Source organism: Synechococcus sp. RedBA-s (assembly GCF_024345495.1).
GTDB lineage: Bacteria > Cyanobacteriota > Cyanobacteriia > PCC-6307 > Cyanobiaceae > Regnicoccus_A.
Genome location: NZ_JAGQBF010000018.1, coordinates 23,192 through 44,227 on the forward strand (window position 1 = coordinate 23,192; position 21,036 = coordinate 44,227).

At 67.4% G+C, this 21,036-nt stretch carries 22 protein-coding genes, 1 tRNA gene and 1 pseudogene; 10 read left to right on the forward strand and 14 right to left on the reverse strand.

Annotated elements, in window-relative coordinates; translation table 11 throughout:
• Nucleotides 1–290 precede the first annotated feature (290 nt).
• Complete coding sequence (locus tag KBY67_RS09000; RefSeq protein ID WP_255110697.1) at nucleotides 291–1,745, forward strand: hypothetical protein; 1,455 nt, start codon at nucleotides 291–293, stop codon at nucleotides 1,743–1,745.
• Nucleotides 1,742–3,514: a precorrin-3B C(17)-methyltransferase gene (cobJ, locus tag KBY67_RS09005; protein WP_255110698.1), complete on the forward strand. Its 1,773-nt coding sequence runs from the start codon at nucleotides 1,742–1,744 to the stop codon at nucleotides 3,512–3,514. Before KBY67_RS09000 ends, cobJ begins: the two co-directional genes overlap by 4 nt.
• Before the next feature lie 27 nt (nucleotides 3,515–3,541).
• Here the strand turns inward: cobJ and KBY67_RS09010 are convergent.
• Nucleotides 3,542–3,615 (reverse strand) — tRNA-Pro (locus KBY67_RS09010).
• An 84-nt stretch (nucleotides 3,616–3,699) separates the two neighbouring features.
• On the opposite strand from KBY67_RS09010, the gene lipA reads away from it, so the two are divergent.
• A complete protein-coding gene (lipA, locus tag KBY67_RS09015) occupies nucleotides 3,700–4,569 on the forward strand; it encodes a lipoyl synthase (RefSeq protein ID WP_255110728.1) in 870 nt (289 codons plus the stop codon).
• A 7-nt stretch (nucleotides 4,570–4,576) separates the two neighbouring features.
• Here the strand turns inward: lipA and KBY67_RS09020 are convergent, their stop codons facing one another.
• From KBY67_RS09020 to KBY67_RS09030, 3 genes are read right to left on the reverse strand one after another with little or no spacing between them, the layout of a single operon-like run.
• Nucleotides 4,577–5,566: an RluA family pseudouridine synthase gene (locus tag KBY67_RS09020; protein ID WP_255110699.1), complete on the reverse strand. Its 990-nt coding sequence runs from the start codon at nucleotides 5,564–5,566 to the stop codon at nucleotides 4,577–4,579.
• On the reverse strand, nucleotides 5,559–6,317 hold the full coding sequence (locus KBY67_RS09025) for a response regulator transcription factor (protein ID WP_255110700.1): 759 nt from the start codon (nucleotides 6,315–6,317) through the stop codon (nucleotides 5,559–5,561). Before KBY67_RS09025 ends, KBY67_RS09020 begins: the two co-directional genes overlap by 8 nt.
• Before the next feature lie 59 nt (nucleotides 6,318–6,376).
• Nucleotides 6,377–6,907, reverse strand: coding sequence for a hypothetical protein (locus KBY67_RS09030; RefSeq protein WP_255110701.1), 531 nt, complete (start codon nucleotides 6,905–6,907; stop codon nucleotides 6,377–6,379).
• 62 nt (nucleotides 6,908–6,969) lie between these two features.
• On the opposite strand from KBY67_RS09030, the gene KBY67_RS09035 reads away from it, so the two are divergent.
• Both KBY67_RS09035 and KBY67_RS09040 read left to right on the forward strand, forming a co-directional pair.
• On the forward strand, nucleotides 6,970–8,100 hold the full coding sequence (locus tag KBY67_RS09035; protein WP_255110702.1) for a cysteine desulfurase family protein: 1,131 nt from the start codon (nucleotides 6,970–6,972) through the stop codon (nucleotides 8,098–8,100).
• Nucleotides 8,101–8,193: 93 nt separating this feature from the next.
• Nucleotides 8,194–9,222: a hypothetical protein gene (locus KBY67_RS09040; protein ID WP_255110703.1), complete on the forward strand. Its 1,029-nt coding sequence runs from the start codon at nucleotides 8,194–8,196 to the stop codon at nucleotides 9,220–9,222.
• A gap of 75 nt (nucleotides 9,223–9,297) precedes the next feature.
• Here the strand turns inward: KBY67_RS09040 and KBY67_RS09045 are convergent, their stop codons facing one another.
• Entirely contained in the window at nucleotides 9,298–9,741 is a 444-nt protein-coding gene (locus KBY67_RS09045) for a fatty acid desaturase (protein ID WP_255110704.1), read from the reverse strand.
• A gap of 310 nt (nucleotides 9,742–10,051) precedes the next feature.
• Here KBY67_RS09045 and KBY67_RS14950 point away from each other — a divergent pair.
• A pseudogene (locus KBY67_RS14950) lies at nucleotides 10,052–10,429 on the forward strand (ATP-dependent zinc protease); the annotation flags it as partial.
• Nucleotides 10,430–10,519: 90 nt separating this feature from the next.
• The gene (gene rimK / locus KBY67_RS09050; protein ID WP_399214219.1) at nucleotides 10,520–11,449 is read left to right on the forward strand and encodes a 30S ribosomal protein S6--L-glutamate ligase; all 930 of its coding nucleotides are present in this window, start codon (nucleotides 10,520–10,522) and stop codon (nucleotides 11,447–11,449) included.
• Nucleotides 11,450–11,473: 24 nt separating this feature from the next.
• On the opposite strand, the gene KBY67_RS09055 is transcribed toward rimK, so the two are convergent.
• Together KBY67_RS09055 and rsmH are read right to left on the reverse strand one after the other, a co-directional pair.
• A complete protein-coding gene (locus tag KBY67_RS09055) occupies nucleotides 11,474–12,007 on the reverse strand; it encodes a DUF456 family protein (protein WP_255110705.1) in 534 nt (177 codons plus the stop codon).
• A gap of 5 nt (nucleotides 12,008–12,012) precedes the next feature.
• Entirely contained in the window at nucleotides 12,013–12,915 is a 903-nt protein-coding gene (rsmH, locus tag KBY67_RS09060; RefSeq protein ID WP_255110706.1) for a 16S rRNA (cytosine(1402)-N(4))-methyltransferase RsmH, read from the reverse strand.
• Between the two features lie 46 nt (nucleotides 12,916–12,961).
• On the opposite strand from rsmH, the gene KBY67_RS09065 reads away from it, so the two are divergent.
• Nucleotides 12,962–14,146, forward strand: coding sequence for an NAD(P)H-quinone oxidoreductase subunit H (locus KBY67_RS09065; RefSeq protein WP_255110707.1), 1,185 nt, complete (start codon nucleotides 12,962–12,964; stop codon nucleotides 14,144–14,146).
• 23 nt (nucleotides 14,147–14,169) lie between these two features.
• Nucleotides 14,170–14,589, forward strand: coding sequence for a DUF2752 domain-containing protein (locus tag KBY67_RS09070; RefSeq protein WP_255110708.1), 420 nt, complete (start codon nucleotides 14,170–14,172; stop codon nucleotides 14,587–14,589).
• Between the two features lie 33 nt (nucleotides 14,590–14,622).
• Here KBY67_RS09070 and KBY67_RS09075 read toward each other — a convergent pair whose 3' ends face one another.
• Complete coding sequence (locus tag KBY67_RS09075; protein WP_255110709.1) at nucleotides 14,623–15,762, reverse strand: cyclopropane-fatty-acyl-phospholipid synthase family protein; 1,140 nt, start codon at nucleotides 15,760–15,762, stop codon at nucleotides 14,623–14,625.
• A 373-nt stretch (nucleotides 15,763–16,135) separates the two neighbouring features.
• Here KBY67_RS09075 and KBY67_RS09080 point away from each other — a divergent pair, with 373 nt between their 5' ends.
• Nucleotides 16,136–16,672, forward strand: a complete 537-nt coding sequence (locus KBY67_RS09080) for a thioesterase family protein (protein ID WP_255110710.1) — start codon at nucleotides 16,136–16,138, stop codon at nucleotides 16,670–16,672.
• A gap of 39 nt (nucleotides 16,673–16,711) precedes the next feature.
• Here KBY67_RS09080 and KBY67_RS09085 read toward each other — a convergent pair whose 3' ends face one another.
• From KBY67_RS09085 to menA, 6 genes are read right to left on the reverse strand one after another with little or no spacing between them, the layout of a single operon-like run.
• Nucleotides 16,712–16,948, reverse strand: a complete 237-nt coding sequence (locus KBY67_RS09085; protein ID WP_255110711.1) for a hypothetical protein — start codon at nucleotides 16,946–16,948, stop codon at nucleotides 16,712–16,714.
• Nucleotides 16,948–17,226 carry a TM2 domain-containing protein gene (locus tag KBY67_RS09090; RefSeq protein ID WP_006173299.1) on the reverse strand — a complete coding sequence of 93 codons (279 nt, stop codon included), beginning with the start codon at nucleotides 17,224–17,226 and terminating at the stop codon, nucleotides 16,948–16,950. Before KBY67_RS09090 ends, KBY67_RS09085 begins: the two co-directional genes overlap by 1 nt.
• Nucleotides 17,223–18,527 (reverse strand): AMP-binding protein, encoded by a 1,305-nt coding sequence (locus tag KBY67_RS09095; RefSeq protein ID WP_255110712.1) that lies wholly within the window; start codon nucleotides 18,525–18,527, stop codon nucleotides 17,223–17,225. Before KBY67_RS09095 ends, KBY67_RS09090 begins: the two co-directional genes overlap by 4 nt.
• Nucleotides 18,528–18,544: 17 nt before the next feature.
• Complete coding sequence (locus KBY67_RS09100; protein ID WP_255110730.1) at nucleotides 18,545–18,850, reverse strand: hypothetical protein; 306 nt, start codon at nucleotides 18,848–18,850, stop codon at nucleotides 18,545–18,547.
• Nucleotides 18,851–18,873: 23 nt separating this feature from the next.
• A complete protein-coding gene (locus tag KBY67_RS09105) occupies nucleotides 18,874–19,956 on the reverse strand; it encodes an enolase C-terminal domain-like protein (protein ID WP_255110713.1) in 1,083 nt (360 codons plus the stop codon).
• Nucleotides 19,953–20,975: a 2-carboxy-1,4-naphthoquinone phytyltransferase gene (menA, locus tag KBY67_RS09110; RefSeq protein WP_255110714.1), complete on the reverse strand. Its 1,023-nt coding sequence runs from the start codon at nucleotides 20,973–20,975 to the stop codon at nucleotides 19,953–19,955. The genes KBY67_RS09105 and menA overlap by 4 nt, the downstream gene beginning before the upstream one ends.
• Between the last annotated feature and the right edge of the window lie 61 nt (nucleotides 20,976–21,036).

The window sequence follows — 21,036 nt, forward strand, 5'->3', positions numbered from 1 at the left end:
AGTGCGGCTTGGCTCCGGAAAAGACCGAAAGCCGCTGCCATCACTGGAGCTGGGGCCCCGATGAGGGGACCGCTGGCGGAAGTATAAGGGCGAGTTTCAAGCCTCTTGGGTGGTAAGTAACAAAGGTTCAATCCGGCGCCACCCCTGTCTGGCACAGGGCTCTGACCGAGGCTCCCTATCACTCATCAGCGGCGCGGTGCTGCGCTTTCTTTATCCAATTCCCAGCTGAGTTGGGGATACATTCAGCATCATTATTTACGGATCCGAGGCCTGCTGGCCAAACTGTCCCCATGGGTCCCGGCACCAGGGCCGAAGACCTCCATCAATCAGGAGCGGTGCGCATGGCGGCGGCGGGGCTTCGGGGCCTGGGGGCGGTGCTGCTCTGCCTGGCCGTGCTGCTGAGCGGCGGCTGGAGTCTGCGGCCCGCTGCCGGTCGCCAGGTGGCGCCCCCCACCAGCGGCCGCCCACCCCTGGCCGGGCGGCTGCGGGAGGTGCCCCCACCCAAGGGCAGCCAGGCCCTGCGCCTGCGCCTGGCGGATCATCATCCCCGCCTGCGCATCCTCTCCCCAGCCGACGACGCCGTGCTGCCTGAGGCCCCCTGGTCGCTGGAGCTGGCCGTTGATGACTGGCCCCTGACCGATGCCGGCGCTCTCGGTCTTGGTGCCCACCTGGTGGTGCAGCTCGATGACCAGGAACCCCTGCGCCTCGGCCCCGACGCTGCCAGGACACCGTTAAGTCAGGACAACCGCCTGAGCGTGGCGATGGCGCCGCTCAGGCCAGGCAGCCATCGCCTCACTGTTTATGCAGCCCGGCCCTGGGGTGAAGCGGTGAAGGATCCCGGCGCCGCAATGCAACTCCGCCTCCATGGCCTGGCCGCCAATCCCCTCAGCCAACCCCGCCGGGGCACTCCCCAGCTGGTGAGCAGCACCCCCGGCGATCTGATCCACCACGAGCCCGTGCTGATCGACTGGCTGCTGATCGATGCCCCCCTTCAGCGTCTGGCCGGGGACAGCTCGCTCTGGCGGCTGCGGGTCACCCTCAACGGCGACAGTTTCCAGGTGGACCGGCAGGAGCCGCTCTGGCTCTCCGGTCTTCACCCCGGCAGCAACCCCCTGCAGCTGGAGCTGCTCGACGGGCTGGGGGAACCGCTGAATCCACCCTTTAACAGCCTGGTTCAGAACCTGGAGATGCGTCCTGAAGCGCCCCGCCCCTGGCAGAGCCCATCGATCTCCACCGAAGACCTGGAGCGCCTGCTGGGCGAGCGGCCGAGCCAATCCACAGAGGCCCCCGGCTCTGAGCCAGTGCTGGAAGAGTCGGCCGCTGAGGAGCCGGCTGCGGCTGAGCCTGACGCCAAGGAGGCTCCCGAAGCTGAAGCGGCTGAAGACAACAGCTCCCTGGCGCCAGAGGTTGTGCTGATCGAGCCGGTGCTGCCCATGGAGTCAGCCGAGTCTGTCGAGCTGCGGCAGCCGGCCCAGCTGAGCGAGGAGGTGCTGACGCCCGAAGCCACCGAGTCGCCAGCCTCTGATCCATCACCGCTGGGGTCCATTTCTCTGGAGGAGCTCTCCGATCTGGCCACAGCTCTGAGCTCCAACCAGCCCCCAGATCTGCCTCCGGATCTGGCCCCGAATCAGCCCTCCGAGGAGCTGGTGGCCGAGCCGGAGTTGGCGCCTGCAGGGGAGGCGGGTGGGTCCCCTGAAGCGAAGCCGTCGGCACTGGAGCGACTGCGTGCCAGGTTCGGGAGATGAGTGACTTCATCTGTTGGGGACTGGCCCTGAGCCGGGCCGGGGCCCCCGTGCTGGAGCGCCTGGAGCAGGGCGGTCTGCTGAGAGTCCATCCCGAACCTGGCGTCGGGGCCGCCGAGCTGCTCAGCCGCCACTGGAGTGAGGCGTCGGCCTTTGTGGTGGTGGGAGCCTGCGGGGCGGTGACCAGGCTGGTGGCTCCACTGCTGCAGGGCAAGGAGCAGGACCCGGCGGTGGTGGTGGTGGATCCCCAGGGACGCTTCGCCATTCCCCTGCTGGGAGGGCATGGGGCAGGAGCCGAACCTCTCAGCCAGCGGGTGGCGGCACTGCTGGGGGGCGAAGCGGTGCTCACGGGCGCCAGCAGTGGCGGCGGCCAGCTGGCTCTCGATCACTTCGGGCTGGCCTGGGGCTGGTGCAAGGGAGCGGGCGACTGGGATGCCCTGATGAAAGCCGCGGCCCGGGGCGAGCGGATCGCTGTTCGGCAGGAGAGCGGCTGCCCCGACTGGCAGGGCCTGGAGGCCGCCGCCCCGCTGCTGGGCTCGACAGCAGTGGATCGGCCGCTGGAGCTGGTGATCAGCTCCCGCCAGGGCCCCGGCTGTCGCTGGCATCCCCCCAGCCTCTGGCTGGGCCTCGGCTGCGAGCGCGACACCAGCCTCAGCCTGCTGGAGCGCTTGCTGGAGCAGGCGCTCGATGACGCCCAGCTGGCCCCGGAAGCCGTCGCCGGGCTGGCGAGCATCGACCGCAAAGGGGATGAACCGGCCCTGCTGGAGCTGGCCCGCCGCCATGGCTGGCCGCTGCGGCTATTCAGTGCCGAGGCTCTCTCGGAGGTACCGGTGCCCAGCCCATCCCAGGCCGTGCTTCGGGAGATGGGCACCGCCAGCGTGGCTGAAGCGGCCGCCCTGCTGGCCTCATCCCCGCGGCCGGAGCTGCTGCTGGAGAAGCGCATCGAGCGGGCCCAGCCAGGAGAACGCGGTGCCGCCACCCTGGCGGTGGCCCAGACGGCCGGGCAGTGGGCCCCGCAGCGGGGACGACTTCATCTGGTGGGCAGCGGCCCGGGCCAGCTCAACCTGCTAACCCCTGACGCCCGCCTCGCCCTGGCCGAGAGCACCGTCTGGGTGGGCTATGGCCTCTACCTGGATCTGCTGGAGCCCCTGCGGCGCCCCGACCAGCTGCGCCGCGACGGCCAGCTCACCCAGGAGCGGGACCGCTGCCGGCTGGCCCTGGAGCTGGCCGACGCCGGGCTGAGTGTGGCGCTGGTGTCCTCGGGTGACAGCGGCATCTACGGCATGGCCGGGCTGGCCCTGGAGCTCTGGCTGGAGCGCGCCCCCCGGACCAGACCTGCTTTCACGGTGCATCCCGGCCTCTCCGCCCTGCAGGTGGCCGCGGCCAGGGCCGGTGCCCCGTTGATGCACGATTTCTGCACCATCAGCCTCAGCGACCGGCTCACCCCCTGGGAAACGATTGAGCAACGGCTGCGGGCTGCCGCCAGCGGCGATTTCGTGGTGGCGCTCTACAACCCCCGCTCCCTCGGTCGCGACTGGCAGCTGGGCCGGGCCCGGGAGCTGCTGCTGGAGGGACGCAGCGCCGAAACCCCGGTGGTGCTGGCACGGCAGCTGGGTCGGGCCGATGAGAGCGTTCAGCTGTACAGCCTCGGGGAGCTGCCCCTGGAGCAGGTGGACATGCTCAGCCTGGTGCTGGTGGGCAACAGCACCTCCCGCCGCCAGGACGGGGTGATGGTGACCCCCAGGGGCTACCCGGGCGCTGAACTGAGCTGAGCTGATCAGGGCTGAGCTCAGTTGAAATCGGGATGACAGGATTCGAACCTGCGGCCCCTTCGTCCCGAACGAAGTGCGCTACCAAGCTGCGCCACATCCCGCCGAAGGCAGTTTACGGGATCGCCCCCGGGGCGGGTTTCTAGACTTCTGCTCCCAGGATTCCGGCAGTGATGGCCCCCGACGCCCTGCTCAAGCCCGACTGGTTGCGTGTCAAGGCTCCCCAGCGGGAGCGGATCGGTGCGGTGGCCGATCTGCTGGTGGACCTCAAACTGAACACGGTCTGCCAAGAGGCCAGCTGCCCGAACATCGGCGAGTGCTTCGCCGGCGGCACGGCCACCTTTCTGATCATGGGGCCCGGCTGCACCCGCGCCTGCCCCTACTGCGACATCGACTTCGACAAGAGTGTCAGGGCCCTCGACCCCAGCGAACCGGAGCGGCTGGGAGAGGCGGTGGCCCGCATGGGCCTCACCCACGTGGTGATCACGTCGGTGAACCGCGATGACCTCGACGACGGAGGCGCCAGCCAGTTCGTGGCCTGCATCGCCGAGGTGCGACACCGCTCGCCCCGCACCACCATCGAGCTGCTGATCCCCGATTTCTGCGGCAACTGGCAGGCCCTGGCCGCCGTGATGGAGGGGGCGCCCGAGGTGCTGAACCACAACATCGAAACCGTGCCCAGGCTCTACCGGCAGGTGCGGCCCCAGGGGATCTACGAGCGCTCGCTGGACTTGCTGCAGCGGGTGCGCCAGGGTTGGCCCCGCACCTACACCAAATCAGGGCTGATGGTGGGGCTGGGGGAAACCGACGCGGAGGTGGTGGCGGTGCTGGGGGACCTGCGGGCCCACCAGGTGGACATCGTGACCATCGGCCAATACCTCTCGCCAGGGCCGAAGCACCTGGCGGTGCAGCGCTTCGTCACCCCCGCCCAGTTCGACGGCTACAGGGCGAGCGGCGAGGGGGACCTGGGCTTCCTGCAGGTGGTGAGCAGCCCCCTTACCCGCAGCAGCTATCACGCCGGAGAGGTGCAGCGGCTGATGCGCCAGCACCCCCGCTGAAGGGAGCTCAGCGCAGCTCCGGGGGCGCCGGGGCCTCTAAATCCAGCCAGCCCCCATCGGGCAACGGCAGGCGCAGCCGGTGGGCGTGCAGCCGGTAGCCGCCATCCCCCGGCAGAGCCTCAGCACGGGCCGCCCCGCCCGGTTGGTAGAGGGGGTCGCCCAGCAGCGGCACACCGACGCTGGCCAGGTGGATGCGGATCTGGTGGGGCCGCCCCGTGCGGATCGCCACCTCCACCAGATGTCCCTGGGGACGGCGCTCCAGCAGGCGCAGCTCACTCCAGGCGGCCAGGGCGCCGGGGATTTCGGGCCCGGCAGCGGCGGCCCAGATCTGGCCGAGGCCGGCATGGGGACACCGGCCGATCGGCGTGGTGATCACCAGGATGTCGCCGGGGTCCAGCGGCAGCGGGGCCGGCACGGTCAGGGCGCGGTACAGCTTGCGGCAGGCAGCGGCAGGGCTGGCGCTTTCAGGATCGGCTGGGCGGTCGGCGGTGCTCTCACGCAACCTGGCGCTCAACCAGGCGCGGGTCTGGGGCCTCCGGGCACAGACCAGCAACCCCGACGTGTGGCGCCCGAGCCGGTGCACAGGCCTCGGCAGCGCCTGACCCTCGCAGGAGCGCTCCAGCAGGTGCAGCAGGGTGTGCTCCAGAAAACCGCCAGCGGGCAGCACCTGAAGGCCGCTGGGCTTGTCGATCACATGGAGATCACCGTCGTCGTGGATCACCCGCCAACGAGCCGGCACCGCCTCCTCCAGCCAGGGGGGACGCTGCCACTGGAGCCGATCGCCAGCCTTCAGGGGGCCATCGCCATCGAGCCGGCGGCCGTTGAGCAGAATTTCGCCCTGCTGCAGCCGCTGCCGCCAAAGGGTGGCAGCGGAATGGCGGTGGCGCTCCGCCAGAAATGCACTGATCAACGCCTGGGGCTGGCCCACCCGGTCGCTGTAGGTCCAGCCGCCGTTGAGCTGGGCCGGCAGCCAGCCCGGCGGCAGTGGCTCAGTCAACCAGACCGTTCTCGAGGGCGTAGCGCACCAGTTCGGTGCGGCTGGTGGTGCCGGTCTTGGTGAACAGGCGGCTCACGTACTTCTCGACATTGCGGATCGAGGTTTCCAGGCGGCGGGCGATCTCCTTGTTCATCAGTCCCTCGGCCACCAGCTGGAGCACGCTCCCCTCCCGGGGGGTGAAGGAATGAATGGCCTGCGTGGCGCTCTTTTGGGATCCGGTCTGCTGCAGCAGGGAGCGGATCTCGGTGATCTGCCGCGCCATCTGGCCGATGTCGGCATCGGCGTAGCGGGCCGCCTCGGCCAGCAGCCGCTCCTGCCGGCGCACCACGTTGCGCACCCGCGCCACCAGCTCATCGGGATCGAAGGGCTTGGGGATGTAGTCGTCGACCCCGGCCTGGAAACCCTCGATCCGATCGGCCGTCATGCCCTTGGCGGTGAGGAAGATCACCGGAGTGCCCCCCAGCCGCTCGTCGCCTCTCAGGCGTTTGAGCAGGCCGTAGCCATCCAGGCGGGGCATCATCACGTCACTGATCACCAGGTCGGGGATCAACTCCTGGGCCGCCACCCAGCCCTCCTCGCCGTCGTTGGCGGTGGCCACAACGAAGCCCTCATCCTCCAGATAGGCCTGCACGGCCGTGCGCAGCCCAGGCTCGTCATCGACCAGGAGCAGGCGGGCCGGGGCCGGTGGGCTGATCGGCTCCTCGGCGCTGGTGTCCTCTTCCGGCCTGCTGATGGACTCGTTCTGGCTCATGGACCGGCTGGCGATGGGGGGAATCTATCGAGGCCTGAAGCGCACTCCCTGCACAGCACTCAGAGGTTGCCGGCGGGCACCACCTGCTCCCGCTCCACCCGGTGGCCGCTGTAGCCCAGCTCCCGGGCCAGGCTGCGCAGGCCGTTGGGGTCCTTGCCCGCCTGCTGGGGGAAACAGGTGGCCCACCAGACCAGATGGTCGATGCGGTTGGCCGGCGTGACCGCGCCGCCGGGATTGAGTTCCCGCAGGATCAAGTTGCGGCCGTCGTTGGTGACCCGCAGCGGCGCCGAGGGCGAACACTGGACGGTCTCGGAGCGCACCTTGACGTCGTTGGGCAGCTCCTCCCACACTTTGATGCGCCAGACCTGGGGCTGGACGGGATCCGCGCTGATGCCGAACACCCCCAGGGCCTGCTTGCCATCGGCGATGTCCCGCTCCAGCAGAAGGGCCATCCCGGCAGGGCGGTTCTGGTCCGGGCGCACGAACACGCTCTGGGCTCCAGCGGAGGGGATGGAGAGGAGCACAGCCGGGGCCAGGGCCAGGCCGGCAAGGGACGCGCTCAGGAGCCGCGATTGCGTGGGGGAAGCCATCGGCTGGTTCATGGCGGCTGGGTTGTCAGCATGGAATGGTTCCGCTGGGATGGAAAGGAGGGATGGCCACCACCTACCTGGACCACCAGGCCACCACCCCCTGTGATCCAGCCGTGGTGGCGGCGATGGCGCCCTACTGGAGCGAGCTGTTCGCCAATCCCTCCAGCGGCTCCCATCGCCCGGGGCTGGAGGCGGCAGCCGCGGTGGATCTGGCCCGCTGCAGTCTGGCCCGGCACCTGGGGGTGGCGCCGCAGCAGGTGGTCTTCACCAGTGGAGCCACCGAGGCCAACAATCTGGCGATCAAGGGGCTGGTGGAGGCCCGCCGCCAGCGGGGGCGCCACCTGCTCACCCTGGCCACGGAGCACCGGGCGGTGCTGGAGCCCCTGCGCTACCTGGCCGGCCATGGCTTCGAGCTCACCGTGCTGCCGGTGCAGCCCGATGGCCTGGTGGACCTAAACCGATTCAGCGAGGCCCTGCGCGACGACACCCTGCTGGTGAGCGTGATGTCCGCCAACAACGAGATCGGCGTGCTGCAGCCCCTCGCCGCCATCGGGGCGCTCTGCCGCGAGCGGGGCATCGCCCTGCACAGCGACGGGGCCCAGGTCTTCGGTCATCAGGCCATCCACCCTGGCGAGCTGGGCATCGACCTGTTCAGCCTCAGCGGCCACAAGCTCTATGGGCCCAAGGGCATCGGCGCCCTGGTGATCGCTCCAGGGATCAGCCCGGCACCCCAGCAGCATGGCGGTGGCCAGGAAGGGGGCCTGCGGGGCGGAACACTGCCGGTTCCCCTGATCGTGGGGCTGCAGCGGGCGGCGGAGCTGGCCAGCCACGACTGGGAGGAGCGACAGCAACGCCTGGGCGGGCTGCGGGATCGGCTGCTGGCGGGGCTGCTGGAGCTGGGAGGAGTGCAGCTGAACGGCAGCCTGAAGCACCGCCTGGCCCACAACCTCAACATTCAGGTGGAAGGGGTGGATGGCAATCAGCTTCACCGGGCCCTGCGCCGCCAGCTGGCCGTGAGCGGTGGCTCGGCCTGCAGCAGCGGCAGCCCCTCCCACGTGCTGGCTGCCCTGGGGTTGAGTCCAGCGAAGGCAGCGGCCTCGATCCGGTTCGGGCTGGGACGCCCCACCACGGCAGCGGAGATCGACCTGGCCGTGCTGGTGGTGGCGGCGGCCCTGAACGAGCTGCGGGGCTGATGAAGGAACCTTGCCTCAAAGGCCACCTTTCCTCAACCTTGAATGAATCATGGTTGATCCTTAACCAACCACACTCAGTTAGGGAGGCATGCCTTGCCGAGGTCCATCCCGATCCGTGCCTCCGCACTGGTTGCAGGGGACCCGATCCTGCCGCCACTGGCAACAACGACGCAGCGGAGGCAGCGGGAGCGCTTCCTTGCCGGGGCGATCGACGGACTGCTGGGAGCCTTGGGCGCGGCCCTGATGCTCTCGGCCGCCGGGAGGATCGCCGGCATCGGCGGCAGTCAGCCCACGTCCGTGCAAGCCGTGGTGGCCGGGTTCGGATTGCTGCTGCTCACAGCCGGCTGGCTGAGACTCGGCCGCGAGCTGATGGATTGGTCGGCCACGTCCAACGGGCGCCGGGGTCTTGAGCGCCTGCTGGGCTGGTTTCCCTTCGCTGCCATGGCCTTGTTTGCCATTTACAGGATCGGAGTCAGTGACGTGGACGCCTACAAGGTTCTGGTGTCAGAAGGGAGCGTGGTGGAGTGGCTGACGTTCCTGTTCTTTCTTGCCGCCGGAGTCCTCTTCCTGCTCACCGGCCGCGGGGAATGGGGGCCGGGAAGGGGCAAGCGACGGCGGGGTCTCGGAGCCCTCTTCCTCACCCTGGGCGTGGTCAGCCTGCTGATCGGCTTCGAGGAGATGAGCTGGGGTCAGACCATCTTCAACTGGGATACTCCTGAGCTGCTCATTACCGCCAACGCCCAGAAGGAAACGAACCTGCACAACCTGGCGCTGATTCAGGACCGGATCTGGACCATCACGGCTGCGGTATGCGTGGGTGTGACCCTTCTGGTGGGCGTACGTTTCACCCTTGAGGCCAACGGACGCTTGATCCCGCGCTCGCTGGCCGATGCGGTTCTGCCGCACTCCACGCTGCTGGGATACTTCCTTTTTGCAGCCCTGCTCTATGTGCCGGTGGTGATGCTCAAGCACGACGTCGCCATTCCTGTGCTGGTGACCCGCGACCAGGAGGTTGCTGAAGGCCTCTTCTCCCTGGGTGTGCTGCTGCATTCCGGCCGCTGTTACCTCCGCTGGGCCCAGCCCGATCCGACCCAGCTCAACCTGGCAGCAGCACCCGACTGAGCAGCATGAACCCCTGATCACGGCCCTCTCACGGGAATGGGTGCACTCAGTCCAGGCGATGGTGGTACTCCTGGTTCAGAGCAGCCGGAGAACCCCTTCGCCGTAGTGACAGAAGCGGGGCAGAGGCTCCAGACCATGCCGTTCCAGCACCGCCGAGAGGCGCGCGCTGGCCTCAGGCAACCGCTGGAAGGGGATGGCCGGAAACGCGTGGTGGGCAGCGTGATGGGGCAGCCCACCCAGGCAGGCATTGAGCCAGATGCTGGCACCGACGCTGCGGGAGGAGCGCAGCTGGGTGAGCCGATGGCTCGCTGAGGGAGTCCACAGGCCGTGGTGCTCAATCAAGCCGCGGGTCTGAATGATCACACCGATGATGCGTTCCACCACCAGCCAGAACAGCAGGTAGCGCAGCAGAACAGCATGGGCGATAGCCAGGCCGAGCATGGCCAGGTGCACCACCAGCACACCGGCCAGATCGAGTCGCAACCGGGCCGGCAGTCGGGGATCACAGCTGCGCAGCACGACCCCCTTGTGCGCTGTGTCGACGATGCAGCGAGGCGTAGGTGGCGAAGGGCCATCGCCTCAAGTGCGGCGATCAGCGCGATGGCTCGCCACCATCGCCTGTTGGACGGCAGGTTCTGGGTTCTGGCGGACGGCCCTCACACCCTGACCGACCCCTGGGACGAGGTTCGCTGCCAAGCGACCGCTGGACCGCTCCAGGCCCCGCAGGTGTCGACAACGGCCGACAGAGCCATCAGCATGTCTGTGGTGAACTCTTCTTCCGCTCCACCGCACCCCACCGAGCCATGACGGGCAGCGAAGGCCAAAAATCATCGTTGGCAGCGAGGAGTGGTGCAGTTTCCCAGAAGCGGGGCTGCCGGCGATCAAGGCAAGGGTCGATTCTGGCGCGGCCACCTCTTCGCTGCATGCCGTCAACATCGTTCCCTTCCAGAAGGATGGCTGCACCTGGGTCAGCTTTGAAGTCCATCCGCTACAGGGCGACCGCAGTGTGGTGGTGCGCCATGAGGCCCCCGTGCGCTCCAAGCGGGAGGTGAGGAGCAGCAGCGGCGCCGTGGAAAGCCGCTACCTGATCCGGGAGCGCCTGGTGCTCGGGGACCAGAGCTGGGAGGTGGACCTCACCCTCGCCAACCGCGACGCCATGGGATATCGCATGCTGCTGGGCCGGGAGGCCATGGTGGGCCGGATCCTCGTGGATCCGGAGGGGAGCCATCAACTGCGTGAGGTCAGCCCCGAGGAAAGCCGCGCGTTGTATGCCCATGCGGTGCAGCACAAAAGTGGACTGCGCATCGTGCTGCTGGCCAGCAATCCGGATCTCTACAGCAACCGTCGTCTCATTGAAGCTGGCGAGGAGCGCGGCCATGAGATGCAGTTCTTGAACATCAGGCAGTGCTACATCCGTCTGGATGCCAAGAATCCGGAAGTGCATTACCGCGGCGGCGATGTGCTCGGGGCCGTGGATGCCGTCATCCCGCGCATCCGTCCGAGCGTCACCTTCTATGGCTGCGCCGTGACACGGCAATTTGAATCCATGGGAGTGGAGGTGCTCAACAGCGCTCAGGCGATCACAGCCTCCCGCGACAAACTTTATGCCTCCCAGGAGTTCGTCCGCTCCGGTCTCAACTCACCCATCACCGGCTTCGCGGATTCCCCCCATGACACCGTGGATCTGATTCAGATGGTGGGCGGTGCTCCGCTGATCGTGAAGTTGTTGGAGGGGGCCCAGGGCAAGGGGGTGGTGCTGGCTGAAACCCAGAAAGCGGCCGAAAGCGTGATCAATGCCCTGCAAAGTCTGGATGCGAATCTTCTGGTGCAGGAGTTCATCAAGGAAGCGAGTGGCTCGGACCTGCGTTGTTTCGTGGTGGGGGGCAAGGTGGTGGCAGCGATCGAACGGCGGGCCGCCCAGGGGGAGTACCGCGCCAACCTGCACCAAGGCGGTTCGGCCAGCATGGTGCAACTCGAGCCTGAAGAAAAACAGATGGCCGTCAAGGCCTGCAAGGTGCTGGGCCTTGATGTGGCCGGCGTGGACATCCTTCGCTCCCACCGGGGGCCGCTGCTGCTGGAAGTCAACTCCAGCCCGGGGCTGGAGGGGATCGAAGCGGCCACCGGCAAGGATCTGGCCGGCAAGATGATTCAGAAGCTGGAGCGAAAGCTGGGCTGGGTGCGCCCCTTGGCGCAGGATGCCGCCGCCCAGACCAGCGCTAGTCGGTGAAACCACCCCTCCATGCCCAGCCGATCAGACCAGGATCCTGCTGAGCAGCACGAATCCCAGCACACCGATCACGGACAGGATCACCTGGGCCAGCCGGCTCACCAGCATCCCGGCCACCACCGCCAGTCCCACCAGCAACGAACGCCGCAACCGCCCCAGGCCTAGTGGTCCCAACTCTGTGGAAGCGGTGATCAGTTCCCCCAGGGAGGCTCCCAGAAGGGGTCCCAACAGGGCCCCCAGCAATGGACCACCGACGGGAAGTGCGGGCAGCAACCCCAGAAGCCCCACCATCAGGCCGATGGCGGCGCCGATGTAGGCCCAGCGGGTGGCCTGCAGCCGGGCGGCGCCCAGGGCCACCCCGAGCACATCGGCACCCCAACCCAGCAGCAGGATCAGCGAGGCCAGCAGCAGTTCGGGCCAGGCTGAACTCCAGCCGGCGGCCCACATCCACACTCCGGCGCCAAGGGGCAGCAGCATCAGACCCGGCAGCACCGGCAGGAAGGTGCCGGGGATCGCCAGCAGCTGGATGGTCAGGGCCAGCCACCAGAACAGCTCCATTCGGTTCATCCTTCAACCATCCCTGCCAGAGCGGGCGAACGGCGGCGGGCCATGCGGAATTTGGCCGAGCGGCTGCGGGGATTGTCCTCCTGCTCCGCTTCAGCGGCCACCAGCGGCTTGCGGGTGAGGCGCTCGAGGCGCTGATCCGCCAGGAATGCCGCCTTCACCCGCCGGTCTTCGAGGGAGTGAAAGCTGATCACACCGAACACACCACCCGGCATCAGCCAGTGGGGAGCGTGCTGAAGCAGGCGATCGAGTGCCCCGAGTTCGTCGTTCACGGCGATGCGCAGGGCCTGAAAGGTGCGGGTGGCGGCATGGATGCGGCCATGGCGGGCCTTGGGGGGGTAGCAACCGGCCACCAGGTAGGCCAGGGCGGCCGTCCCCTGGCTGGAGCCTTGCCACGGTCGGGCTTCAACGATACGGCGGGCAATCCGCCGCGACAGCCTCTCCTCGCCATAGGCATAGATGAGATCGGCCAGATCCTTCTCCTCCAGCCGGTCGATCAGCTCAGCGGCCGTCTCACCCGCAGCGCTGTTCATGCGCATGTCGAGGGGCCCATCGAGGCGGAAGCTGAACCCCCGCTCGGCACGATCCAGCTGGGGACTGCTCACCCCGAGGTCGGCCAGCACCCCCACCAGGGGCCCGCTGGGGGTGTAGGTGGCGAAGTTGGAGGCCACCAGGCTGACCCGATCAGCAAAGGGTGCCAAGCGCTCAGCGGCCGCCGCCAGGGCCGCTGAATCCTGATCGAGGCCGATCAGACGCAAGCCCGGATGAGCCGCCAGCAACAGGGCGCTGTGGCCACCGCCGCCCACGGTGGCATCCAGCAGGGTTCCTTCACAGGGCAAGTCGGTAAAGCCGGCTACCACGGCAGCGGCCAGAACCGGCAGGTGATCGAACGTCTTCGGCATGGTTCCTTCCTAAGATCCGCACGTTCGCCTTCGAGTCCACGGGCCCATGACGCAACTGGAAACGCGCACGGAACCGATGGTGGTCAACTTCGGGCCCCACCACCCCTCGATGCATGGGGTGTTGCGGCTCGTGGTGACCCTTGATGGGGAAGACGTGGTGGACTGCGAGCCGGTGATCGGCTACCTGCACCGCGGCATGGAGAAGATCGCCGAGAACCGCACGAACGTGATGTTCGTGCCCTACGTGAGCCGCTGGGACTACGCGGCTGGCATGTTCAACGAGGCGATCACCGTCAACGCTCCCGAAAAGCTGGCCAACATCCAGGTGCCGAAACGCGCCAGCTACATCCGAGTGCTGATGCTGGAGCTGAACCGCATCGCCAACCACCTGCTCTGGCTTGGCCCGTTCCTGGCGGATGTGGGCGCCCAGACCCCATTTTTCTACATCTTCCGTGAACGGGAGATGATCTACGACCTCTGGGAAGCGGCCACCGGCCAGCGGTTGATCAACAACAACTACTTCCGCATCGGCGGTGTCGCCGCTGACCTGCCCTACGGCTGGCTGGAGAAATGTCTCGACTTCTGCGATTACTTCGGCCCGAAGATCGATGAATACGAGAAGCTAATCACCAACAACCCGATCTTCAAGCGCCGCATCGAGGGCCTGGGGGTGATCAGTCGCGAGATGGCGATCAACTGGAGTCTCTCGGGTCCGATGCTGCGCGCCTCAGGTGTGCCCTGGGATCTGCGCAAGATTGACAAGTACGAGTGCTACGACGACTTCGACTGGGACGTGGCCACAGAGACAGAAGGGGATTGCTATGCCCGCTACCGGGTGCGCATCGAGGAGATGCGGCAGTCTCTGAAGATCCTCTACCAGGCCTGCAAGGCGATCCCCGGTGGCCCTACCGAAAATCTGGAGGCCAGCCGCATGAGCGAAGGCAAAAAGAGCGAGTGGTATGGCTTCGACTACCAATACGTGGCTAAGAAAGTGGCCCCGACCTTCAAGATTCCCAGCGGTGAGCTCTACGCCCGGGTGGAATCGGGCAAAGGCGAACTGGGCGTGTTCATCATGGGCAACGATGATGTCACCCCCTGGCGTTGGAAGATCCGCGCCGCTGATTTCAACAATCTGCAGATTCTTCCCCACATCCTCACCGGGGCCAAGGTGGCCGACATCATGGCGATCCTCGGCTCGATCGACGTGATCATGGGCTCGGTGGACCGCTGAACGCTCGCTCCACCCCTCAAGCCTTGAGGCCTACTCCACTGCGGCGCCGCTGGCTCGGACAGTTGCGTCGCTGCGGTGTGCTGATTCCGGCCGGCTTGACCGGTTATCTCTGGCTCAAAGGCCGCCACCCAGGTTTGCCAGGCCTGGGCTGCCCACTGCGGGCGCTCACGGGGATTCCTTGCCCCACCTGCTTCCTGACCCGGGCCACCGCCGCCGCCCTGAACGGGGAACTGGGGGAAGCGCTTCAGTGGCACGCCTTCGGGCCGGCCGCCGCGGCACTGCTTTTGACGTGGTCGGTTCAGGCGTTGCGCAGCGGCCGTCTGGTGCCGAAGGACCTCAGGGAGATCCACCTGGGGCTCACGGCCGGGCTACTGGTGCTCTACTGGGCGGTGCGCATGGTGTTCACCTATGGGCTCGGCAGGGCTGCGTTTCCGAACCCATAACCTGAGCCTGGGCACCCTGAGCCCGCCATCGGCTCAGGCATGGGTCATCAGGTACTGGCCATTGCCATTGAATTCACCATCGCAGGTGGCAAAAATCGTGCCAAGCAACAACAGATAAAACCGCCAGATTCGCCGGAACTTTGCATACTCCATGCCGTAGTCCAGACGACTGCAAATATCCTGCGAGGCATCGAAGCGATTCTGCCAGGCGGCGAGGGTTTTGTGGTAGTTGATGCCATTCATGTACCACCGCTGAACGGTTTTGAGATCTTTACTGTGACTGGGTACCGCGTCATGACTCCAATAGCGTCCATGGGGAAAGATGTACTTATGAGTAAAGCCCGACGACATATTGTTTGGGATCCGCACGGTGATGATATGAATCAGAACCTTCCCCTGAGGCTCCAGCAGGGAAGCCAGCCTGGCGAAAGCCTTGGTGAGATTGCCCACATGGCAAAACACACCAACCGAGATGATCTTGTTGAATTTTTCGGGGAACACCACCTCGTTGATGTCGCCCTCCACGAGGGTGAACCTGCCCGAGCTCAGTTGGCTGCATGGGTCGTTCATCTTGTCTCGCATGTAGGCACATTGGCCACGGCTGAGGTTGACCCCCGTGCAGCGCACATTTGGAAATCTTGAAAGGATATAATTGGGAACACAGCCCCAGCCGCAGCCAAAATCGAGAAGATGGTCGCCATCTTCGATCCCCAACCGATCAATCATCTGATCAATCATGTGTTTCTGGGATGTTTCCAGATCCTCGGCGCCATTTTCCCAGAATCCAGTGCTGTATTTGGGATAAATGGGTTCCCAGTCACCCAACATCCGATTCAGCATCTCCTGCGGTCGCTCATACTGAATCGACATCAATTCCTTGGATGATTCAGCAATCTGATCTGACTCATTAAGCACCCATTCGTAAGGTGCCAGCAGGGCAGGAAAGTGGCGGAACAGGATCGGCATCGAGGCGTGGAGCATACCTCGAAAAAGAGCGTCTGGGATTTCGAGGCCGTTGATGTAGGCCTCCGCCATCGCCATCTGGGAGCTGTTCAAGCCCGTGGCCAGGCTGCGGCTCCAGCGATAGCCCATGGACTTAGGCGAAGGCTGACGCAACGCTTTGGGATCGAAGGCAGAAAGATCGGACGCCTGATCGAAGATGGTGGTCGTCATACAAGCAGACAGCGGAGTGATCATTCCATCCAGCAGCACCAGTCAGCAGGATGACAAGGCTGGGCAGGCCATCGCATCACGCTGGCTCTACAGCCTCATCTGGACCTTAGCGAGGTGGATCGACTTTGGCCCACTCGCTGTGCGGACCCCTGGAGCCGATTTCGATTGCCTGTGGATGGCTGAGCGTCAGCTCAGCACTCCGAGCGGACAACAACGCTGATCCTCAACGCGGTGTTCAGCAATCTCAAGACAGCTTCAGCAGCACCATCCACGCCCTAAGCTTCGATCAATAGCTGCCCTGCTTGCCGGAGCGACTCCTGAGGAGCAAGGAGCTTGCTATCTCGCGGAGCTTGCTAGCTCATCAAGAGACGACATGACCACTGGGGCTGCTGGCACAGAAGCGGATGGCAGCGCGTCATCCAGACTCGATCCCTGCAGCTGGCTGCTGCTCTGCCGCAGCGTGCGTTTCGGGGAAACGGACGCTGCCGGGGTGATGCATTTCCACCAGCTGCTGCGTTGGTGCCATGAGGCCTATGAGGAGAGCCTCGAAGCGTTCGGAATCTCGGCCGCTGCGATCTTTCCCACGCCCAGCTGGACCCCTGAGACCCATGGCAAGGGCGTCCCCAGCCAACCGCCGCTGGCCCTACCGATCGTGCATTGCCGTGCCGACTTCCTCGCACCTCTGGTGTGCGGTGATCCAGTGGCGATCGCCCTCGCACCACGACGGCTTGATCCCGGAACGTTCGAAGTGAGTTACAGCTTCGCCCGCACGGACGGGACCAGCCGCCCTGTGGCCTGTGGCCTCACCCGCCACGTGGCGATCGAGGCGGCCAGCCGCCAGCGCTGTGCCCTGCCGGAGCCGATCGAGCGCTGGCTGGAGGCCTCGGCCAGCGGGATTTCACCGTCCTGATCCCAGGATCAAGGCCGGAGCCGACGCTGAACGATCCAGTCAGAGGATCGGTGGCCTGAGGGAGACAGCCCAGAGCAGGGCCGCCAGCTGCAACGGGAGCAGGCTGGCCACCAAGGTGAGCGGATGGAAGCCATCCTCCACCGCCACCCCCGCCAGGGAGAAACTCACCGAGGCCGCCAGGGCGATCAGCAGGGTCAGGCCGAGGCGGCCGGAGAGCCCGGGTGCCCGCAGATTGAGGGTCCCAGCTTTCAGGGATGTGGGGCCGCGGCCAGCCATCAGAACCACTCCTTCTTCGCGTCGATGTAGGTGGCCTTGAACTCTTCGGGGGTTTTGGTGAGGTAGATGATTCCCTCGATCAGGCCAATCACCCCCATCACGAAACTGGCGATGCCACAGGTGACCACGCCTCCGGCAACTGACACTACCAGCATGATCACGCCCGACGTGGTGTAGCCGAGCACGAACTTGTGGATCCCGAAGGCACCCAGAAAGATTCCCAGCAGCCCTGCGGCGAGCTTCTTGTTGGAGAGTTCCGGATCAGCAGAGGAGGTCATCCAAGGGGCGCGACTGACCAGCTATAGCGGACTTCAGCGGCAGCGTCATCCGCGCGGGCTCCTCCGTCACAGGTCTGGAGCAGCCAGCCGCTCCAGCGCCCCCGCTCCCACTTGCCAAGGCCGTTGGGGGCCAGATCAGGGCAGGCCAGCCAGTGTTGGGGGCGCTGGGCGGGGGGAAGCCGCTGGGCTAGCCGCCGGCAATCGGTGATCAGGGCCGCCGTGGTGGCAGTGTCTGCCTCAGGCCCTGGCGGCCCTGGGGCACCGCCGTGACGAACCAGGGCCACCAGGCGCTGACCCCAGAGGGGATCGGGGCTAGGCAGCAGCAGCACCTGGGCCAGGGGTAGTCCCTCCGACCGGGCCCAGCCCAGCAGCCGGGCCTCCACCTGCTCAGGGAAAACGGTTTCGCCGCCGCTGCTGATCGCCCCATCCAACCGTCCCAGGATTTCGAGGCCGGCAGGGCAGACGCGGGCACCATCACCACTGCGCCACCAGGCCCCCTGCCGATCCAGCGACTGCAGCTGCCCAGCCTCCAGGCAGCCGGGACTGAGGCGTCCGGTGCGCACCAGCAGAGCGCCATCGGGGTCAAGTCGCAGCTGCACATCGGCCAGGGGCTGGCCACAGCCATCCTCCCCCGCCAGGAAGCGCTCCGGAGCCAAGGCCGCCACCATCGCGGCGGTTTCGCTGGCGCCATAACAGGGCGAAAGCCGGATCTCAGCCGCGCGGGCCCGGGCCGCCAGCTCAGCAGAAAGCGCCGCACCTCCGACCCAGACCACGGCGCAGCGCCGCAGCCAGGCGCAGCCCTCCGCTGCGGCCAGCAGCCGCTCCAGCTGGGTGGGCACCAGGGAGAGCAGCGCCCCGCGGTCGGCTGGGAGGGGAAACGCCGCCGCCAGCTCCCGGGGCCGGCGCATCAGCTCAGGGGACAACCAGCGCCAGGGTGTTCCCCAGGCCCGGCTCCTCACCAGGGGCATCAGACCGCTGACGTGATGGAGTGGCAGAGGGTTGAGCTGCAGCGTCGATGAAGGATCCAGCCCGATCGACTGCAACCACTGCCCAGTGGCGCGAGCTGAGGCCTCCAGGTGGGCCAGCGGCTGCAGGCACCAGCGGCGGCGGCCGGCGCTGCCACCACTGCCCACCACCACACCGGCCCCGGTCAGGGCCGATCCAGCCAAGGCTGCACCGAGCAGCTCCTGCTCCTGCTCGGCGCAGAGGCCCACCAGGCGCTCCTCACGCCAGGCCTGCTCCAGGTGCGCCACCAGGGCCTCGGCCGGCGCGACGCTGGTGAGCAGCAGAGGAGAACCCATCAGCGACGATCCCGGGCCTAGGCCTGCCGGGCGCGGCGGGCGGCGATCCCCGCCTCCACAGCTGTGACACCGGCCAGCAACAGCAGACCGAGCAGACCCACCAACTGCTGACGCGGGTCAGTCTGGGCGCCCAGATCGGCCCCGCCCCCCTGGCCCAGCACCAGCCCCAGGGCAAACCAGCCGGTACTCAAGGCCGAGGTGATCCAGTAGGCCCGCCAGCGCCGTTGATAGATGTAGCCGGTTCCCAGGCCCGGCACCAGGTTGAGGACCACGGCCACCCAGGGGGCCGAGGCCGCCAGGGTGTCCTGCTTGCTGAGGCTCATGGCGGTGGCGGTGGCAATGTCGTTCACGCCAACTCTGGCGACTCCGCCCAGCGCCCGGCGGATGCGGCCCAGACCCGCTCGGGATCGGTACTGGCGAGATCACCGCTGGCGCCCCAGCCCGGGGCCAGACCCGGCGCCGCGGGGGTGGGTCCCCCTGCCTGAAGGGCAGCCAGGTGGTGCAGCCAGCGACGGCCGATGCCGGTCTCGAAGGCAGTGCTGAGCATCAGCCAGGGCACCCCCGCCTGCAGTTGCGCCAGCAGGCGCCGGGGGTCTCCCTCCTGGGAGGGCCGTCGCACCTGCCAGCCGCGCCAGCTGTTGCGCAAGCCTGGATCCTGCGCCAACGATTCATCCAGGGCCACCCGCAGGGCCGGGGAGCCAGCGGCCAGGGCGAGCAGACCAGCGTGATCGGTAGGAGTCAGTGGTTGCTCCAGCCACTCCAGGCGGGGGTCGGCCGCCAGCCTTGCCGCCCAGGCCGCGGCCATGGTGCGCCCCCAGCCTCCATTGGCATCGAGGCGGAGTCTGGCGCCGTTCGGCAAGCGCTCCAGCAGCAGCTCCAGCAGCTGGCGCTCCTGGAGGTCATCGGTGGCCGCCACCTTCCACTTCAACGTGAGGGGGAGACCATCACCGTCCTGCTGAGCCGACTGGCTGCTCTGGTGGTTGTCCAGGACCCGCTCCAGGGCCGGCAGGGCCGCTGCTGCTGCCGGCAGCAGCCATGCTGGAGCCGGCGGCGGCAGCCAGCCGCCGCTGCCGGCTCCCACCAGCCCATGGATCTCGCCCAGGGCTGCTCCGAGGGCGAAGGCCAGGGCCGCCGGCAGGGTCGGCAGACGACCCTCCAGCTCTTGGTGATCGATCGTGGAACCGAGGGCTTCAATGGCCCTGGCGATGCGGACCAGCTCCGGCTCATCAACGCCTTGATGGGCGCCCAACGGCAGCGGAGCCGCCTCCCCCCAGCCCTGATCGAGCAACGGCGCCGACTCGGCATCTCCCCCTGCCAGCAGCTCGAGCCGTAACAGCCAGCCGCGCTTGCTCCTCAGCCTGCCCCGGGCAGTGACCAGGGGCGTGGGCAGGGCCAGCTCGAAGCGCCGCCAGTGCAGGCCCAGCCTCACCGCAGTGGCAGCCAGGGGCCGATCGCCAGCCCCAGCGCCAGGCCGAGGCCATTGAAGGCCTGGAAGCGCAGGGCCAGAAACTTGCTACCGCCGATCCGCTCCGGGGCGTCGTGGTGCTCGCGCAGCAACTGGATCAGGGCCCTGGCGGCGGGCAGGCCCACCATGCCCAGCAGGGCCGTGAGTGGCCAGCGGCCCAGCAGCACCGGCGCCCACTGCAGGGCCAGGGTCAGGGCGATGAACCAGGGGACCAGGGCGGCGGCGCCGGCGGTGCCCAGCTTCACCACCGGCGAGAGCTTGCCGTGGCTGGCGTCCTGCTCCACCTGGTGGAAATGGGAGCAGAACAGCACCAGGGTGGTGGCCAGGGCCGGACCACTGCCCAGCAGCAGGGCGGCCCTCCAGGGGATCCCGGCGGCAGGCAGCGGATCGCCCAGCCCGGCGGCAGCCGTGGGCGCGAGCGCCAGCAGGGCGGCGGCGGTGGCCAGCGGGCCAAAGGCCAGCCAGCACAGCGGCTCACCCAGGCCGCGGTAGCCCAGCCGCAGAGGAGGTCCCTGGTAGGCGTAGCCGAGGGCGCAGCAGCCCAGCACCAGCGCCAGCACCAGGGGGGTGCTGCGGGCCGCCACCAGGGCGAACAGGGCCAGGCCGATCACCAGGCAGCCGTTGGCGAGCAGCGCCACCCGGTCGCGGCGGCCAGTGAGATTCACCAGGGAATGGGGCTTGCCGAGCCGGTCCACGCCGGTGTCGGCATCAAAGACGTCGTTGGCCAGGTTTTCCCAGGCCAGCAGCAGCACCGCCGCCACCAGGAAGGTCAGCAACTGATCCAGGCGCGGCGCCTGGCCCTGGCCGGCCCACCAGCCCGCGGCCAGCAGCACCGGCATCACCGCCACCGAGTACATCGGCCATTTGATCGCCGCCTTCCAGAGGCGACGGCGGGCCGGATCGTGGGAGCGGTCGGCGGGCGAGAGACCACCGCTGGAGTCCCCATCGGCGTAACGGCTTGCGACGACCTGGGGGTCGGACATGGGCTACAGGGACGGCGAACCGGGAAGGGCCCATACATTTGAGCAGTTTCCCTGGCCACCG

Bases quoted from the DNA above. Each gene is read 5' to 3' on its own strand.
- KBY67_RS09000 (WP_255110697.1), top strand. From the start codon at position 291: ATGGGTCCCGGCACCAGGGCCGAAGACCTCCATCAATCAGGAGCGGTG.
- cobJ (WP_255110698.1), top strand. From the start codon at position 1,742: ATGAGTGACTTCATCTGTTGGGGACTGGCCCTGAGCCGGGCCGGGGCC.
- KBY67_RS09025 (WP_255110700.1), bottom strand. From the start codon at position 6,317: ATGAGCCAGAACGAGTCCATCAGCAGGCCGGAAGAGGACACCAGCGCC.
- KBY67_RS09030 (WP_255110701.1), bottom strand. From the start codon at position 6,907: ATGGCTTCCCCCACGCAATCGCGGCTCCTGAGCGCGTCCCTTGCCGGC.
- KBY67_RS09035 (WP_255110702.1), top strand. From the start codon at position 6,970: ATGGCCACCACCTACCTGGACCACCAGGCCACCACCCCCTGTGATCCA.
- KBY67_RS09055 (WP_255110705.1), bottom strand. From the start codon at position 12,007: ATGGAGCTGTTCTGGTGGCTGGCCCTGACCATCCAGCTGCTGGCGATC.
- rsmH (WP_255110706.1), bottom strand. From the start codon at position 12,915: ATGCCGAAGACGTTCGATCACCTGCCGGTTCTGGCCGCTGCCGTGGTA.
- KBY67_RS09065 (WP_255110707.1), top strand. From the start codon at position 12,962: ATGACGCAACTGGAAACGCGCACGGAACCGATGGTGGTCAACTTCGGG.
- KBY67_RS09075 (WP_255110709.1), bottom strand. From the start codon at position 15,762: ATGACGACCACCATCTTCGATCAGGCGTCCGATCTTTCTGCCTTCGAT.
- KBY67_RS09080 (WP_255110710.1), top strand. From the start codon at position 16,136: ATGACCACTGGGGCTGCTGGCACAGAAGCGGATGGCAGCGCGTCATCC.
- KBY67_RS09085 (WP_255110711.1), bottom strand. From the start codon at position 16,948: ATGGCTGGCCGCGGCCCCACATCCCTGAAAGCTGGGACCCTCAATCTG.
- KBY67_RS09090 (WP_006173299.1), bottom strand. From the start codon at position 17,226: ATGACCTCCTCTGCTGATCCGGAACTCTCCAACAAGAAGCTCGCCGCA.
- KBY67_RS09095 (WP_255110712.1), bottom strand. From the start codon at position 18,527: ATGGGTTCTCCTCTGCTGCTCACCAGCGTCGCGCCGGCCGAGGCCCTG.
- KBY67_RS09100 (WP_255110730.1), bottom strand. From the start codon at position 18,850: ATGAGCCTCAGCAAGCAGGACACCCTGGCGGCCTCGGCCCCCTGGGTG.
- menA (WP_255110714.1), bottom strand. From the start codon at position 20,975: ATGTCCGACCCCCAGGTCGTCGCAAGCCGTTACGCCGATGGGGACTCC.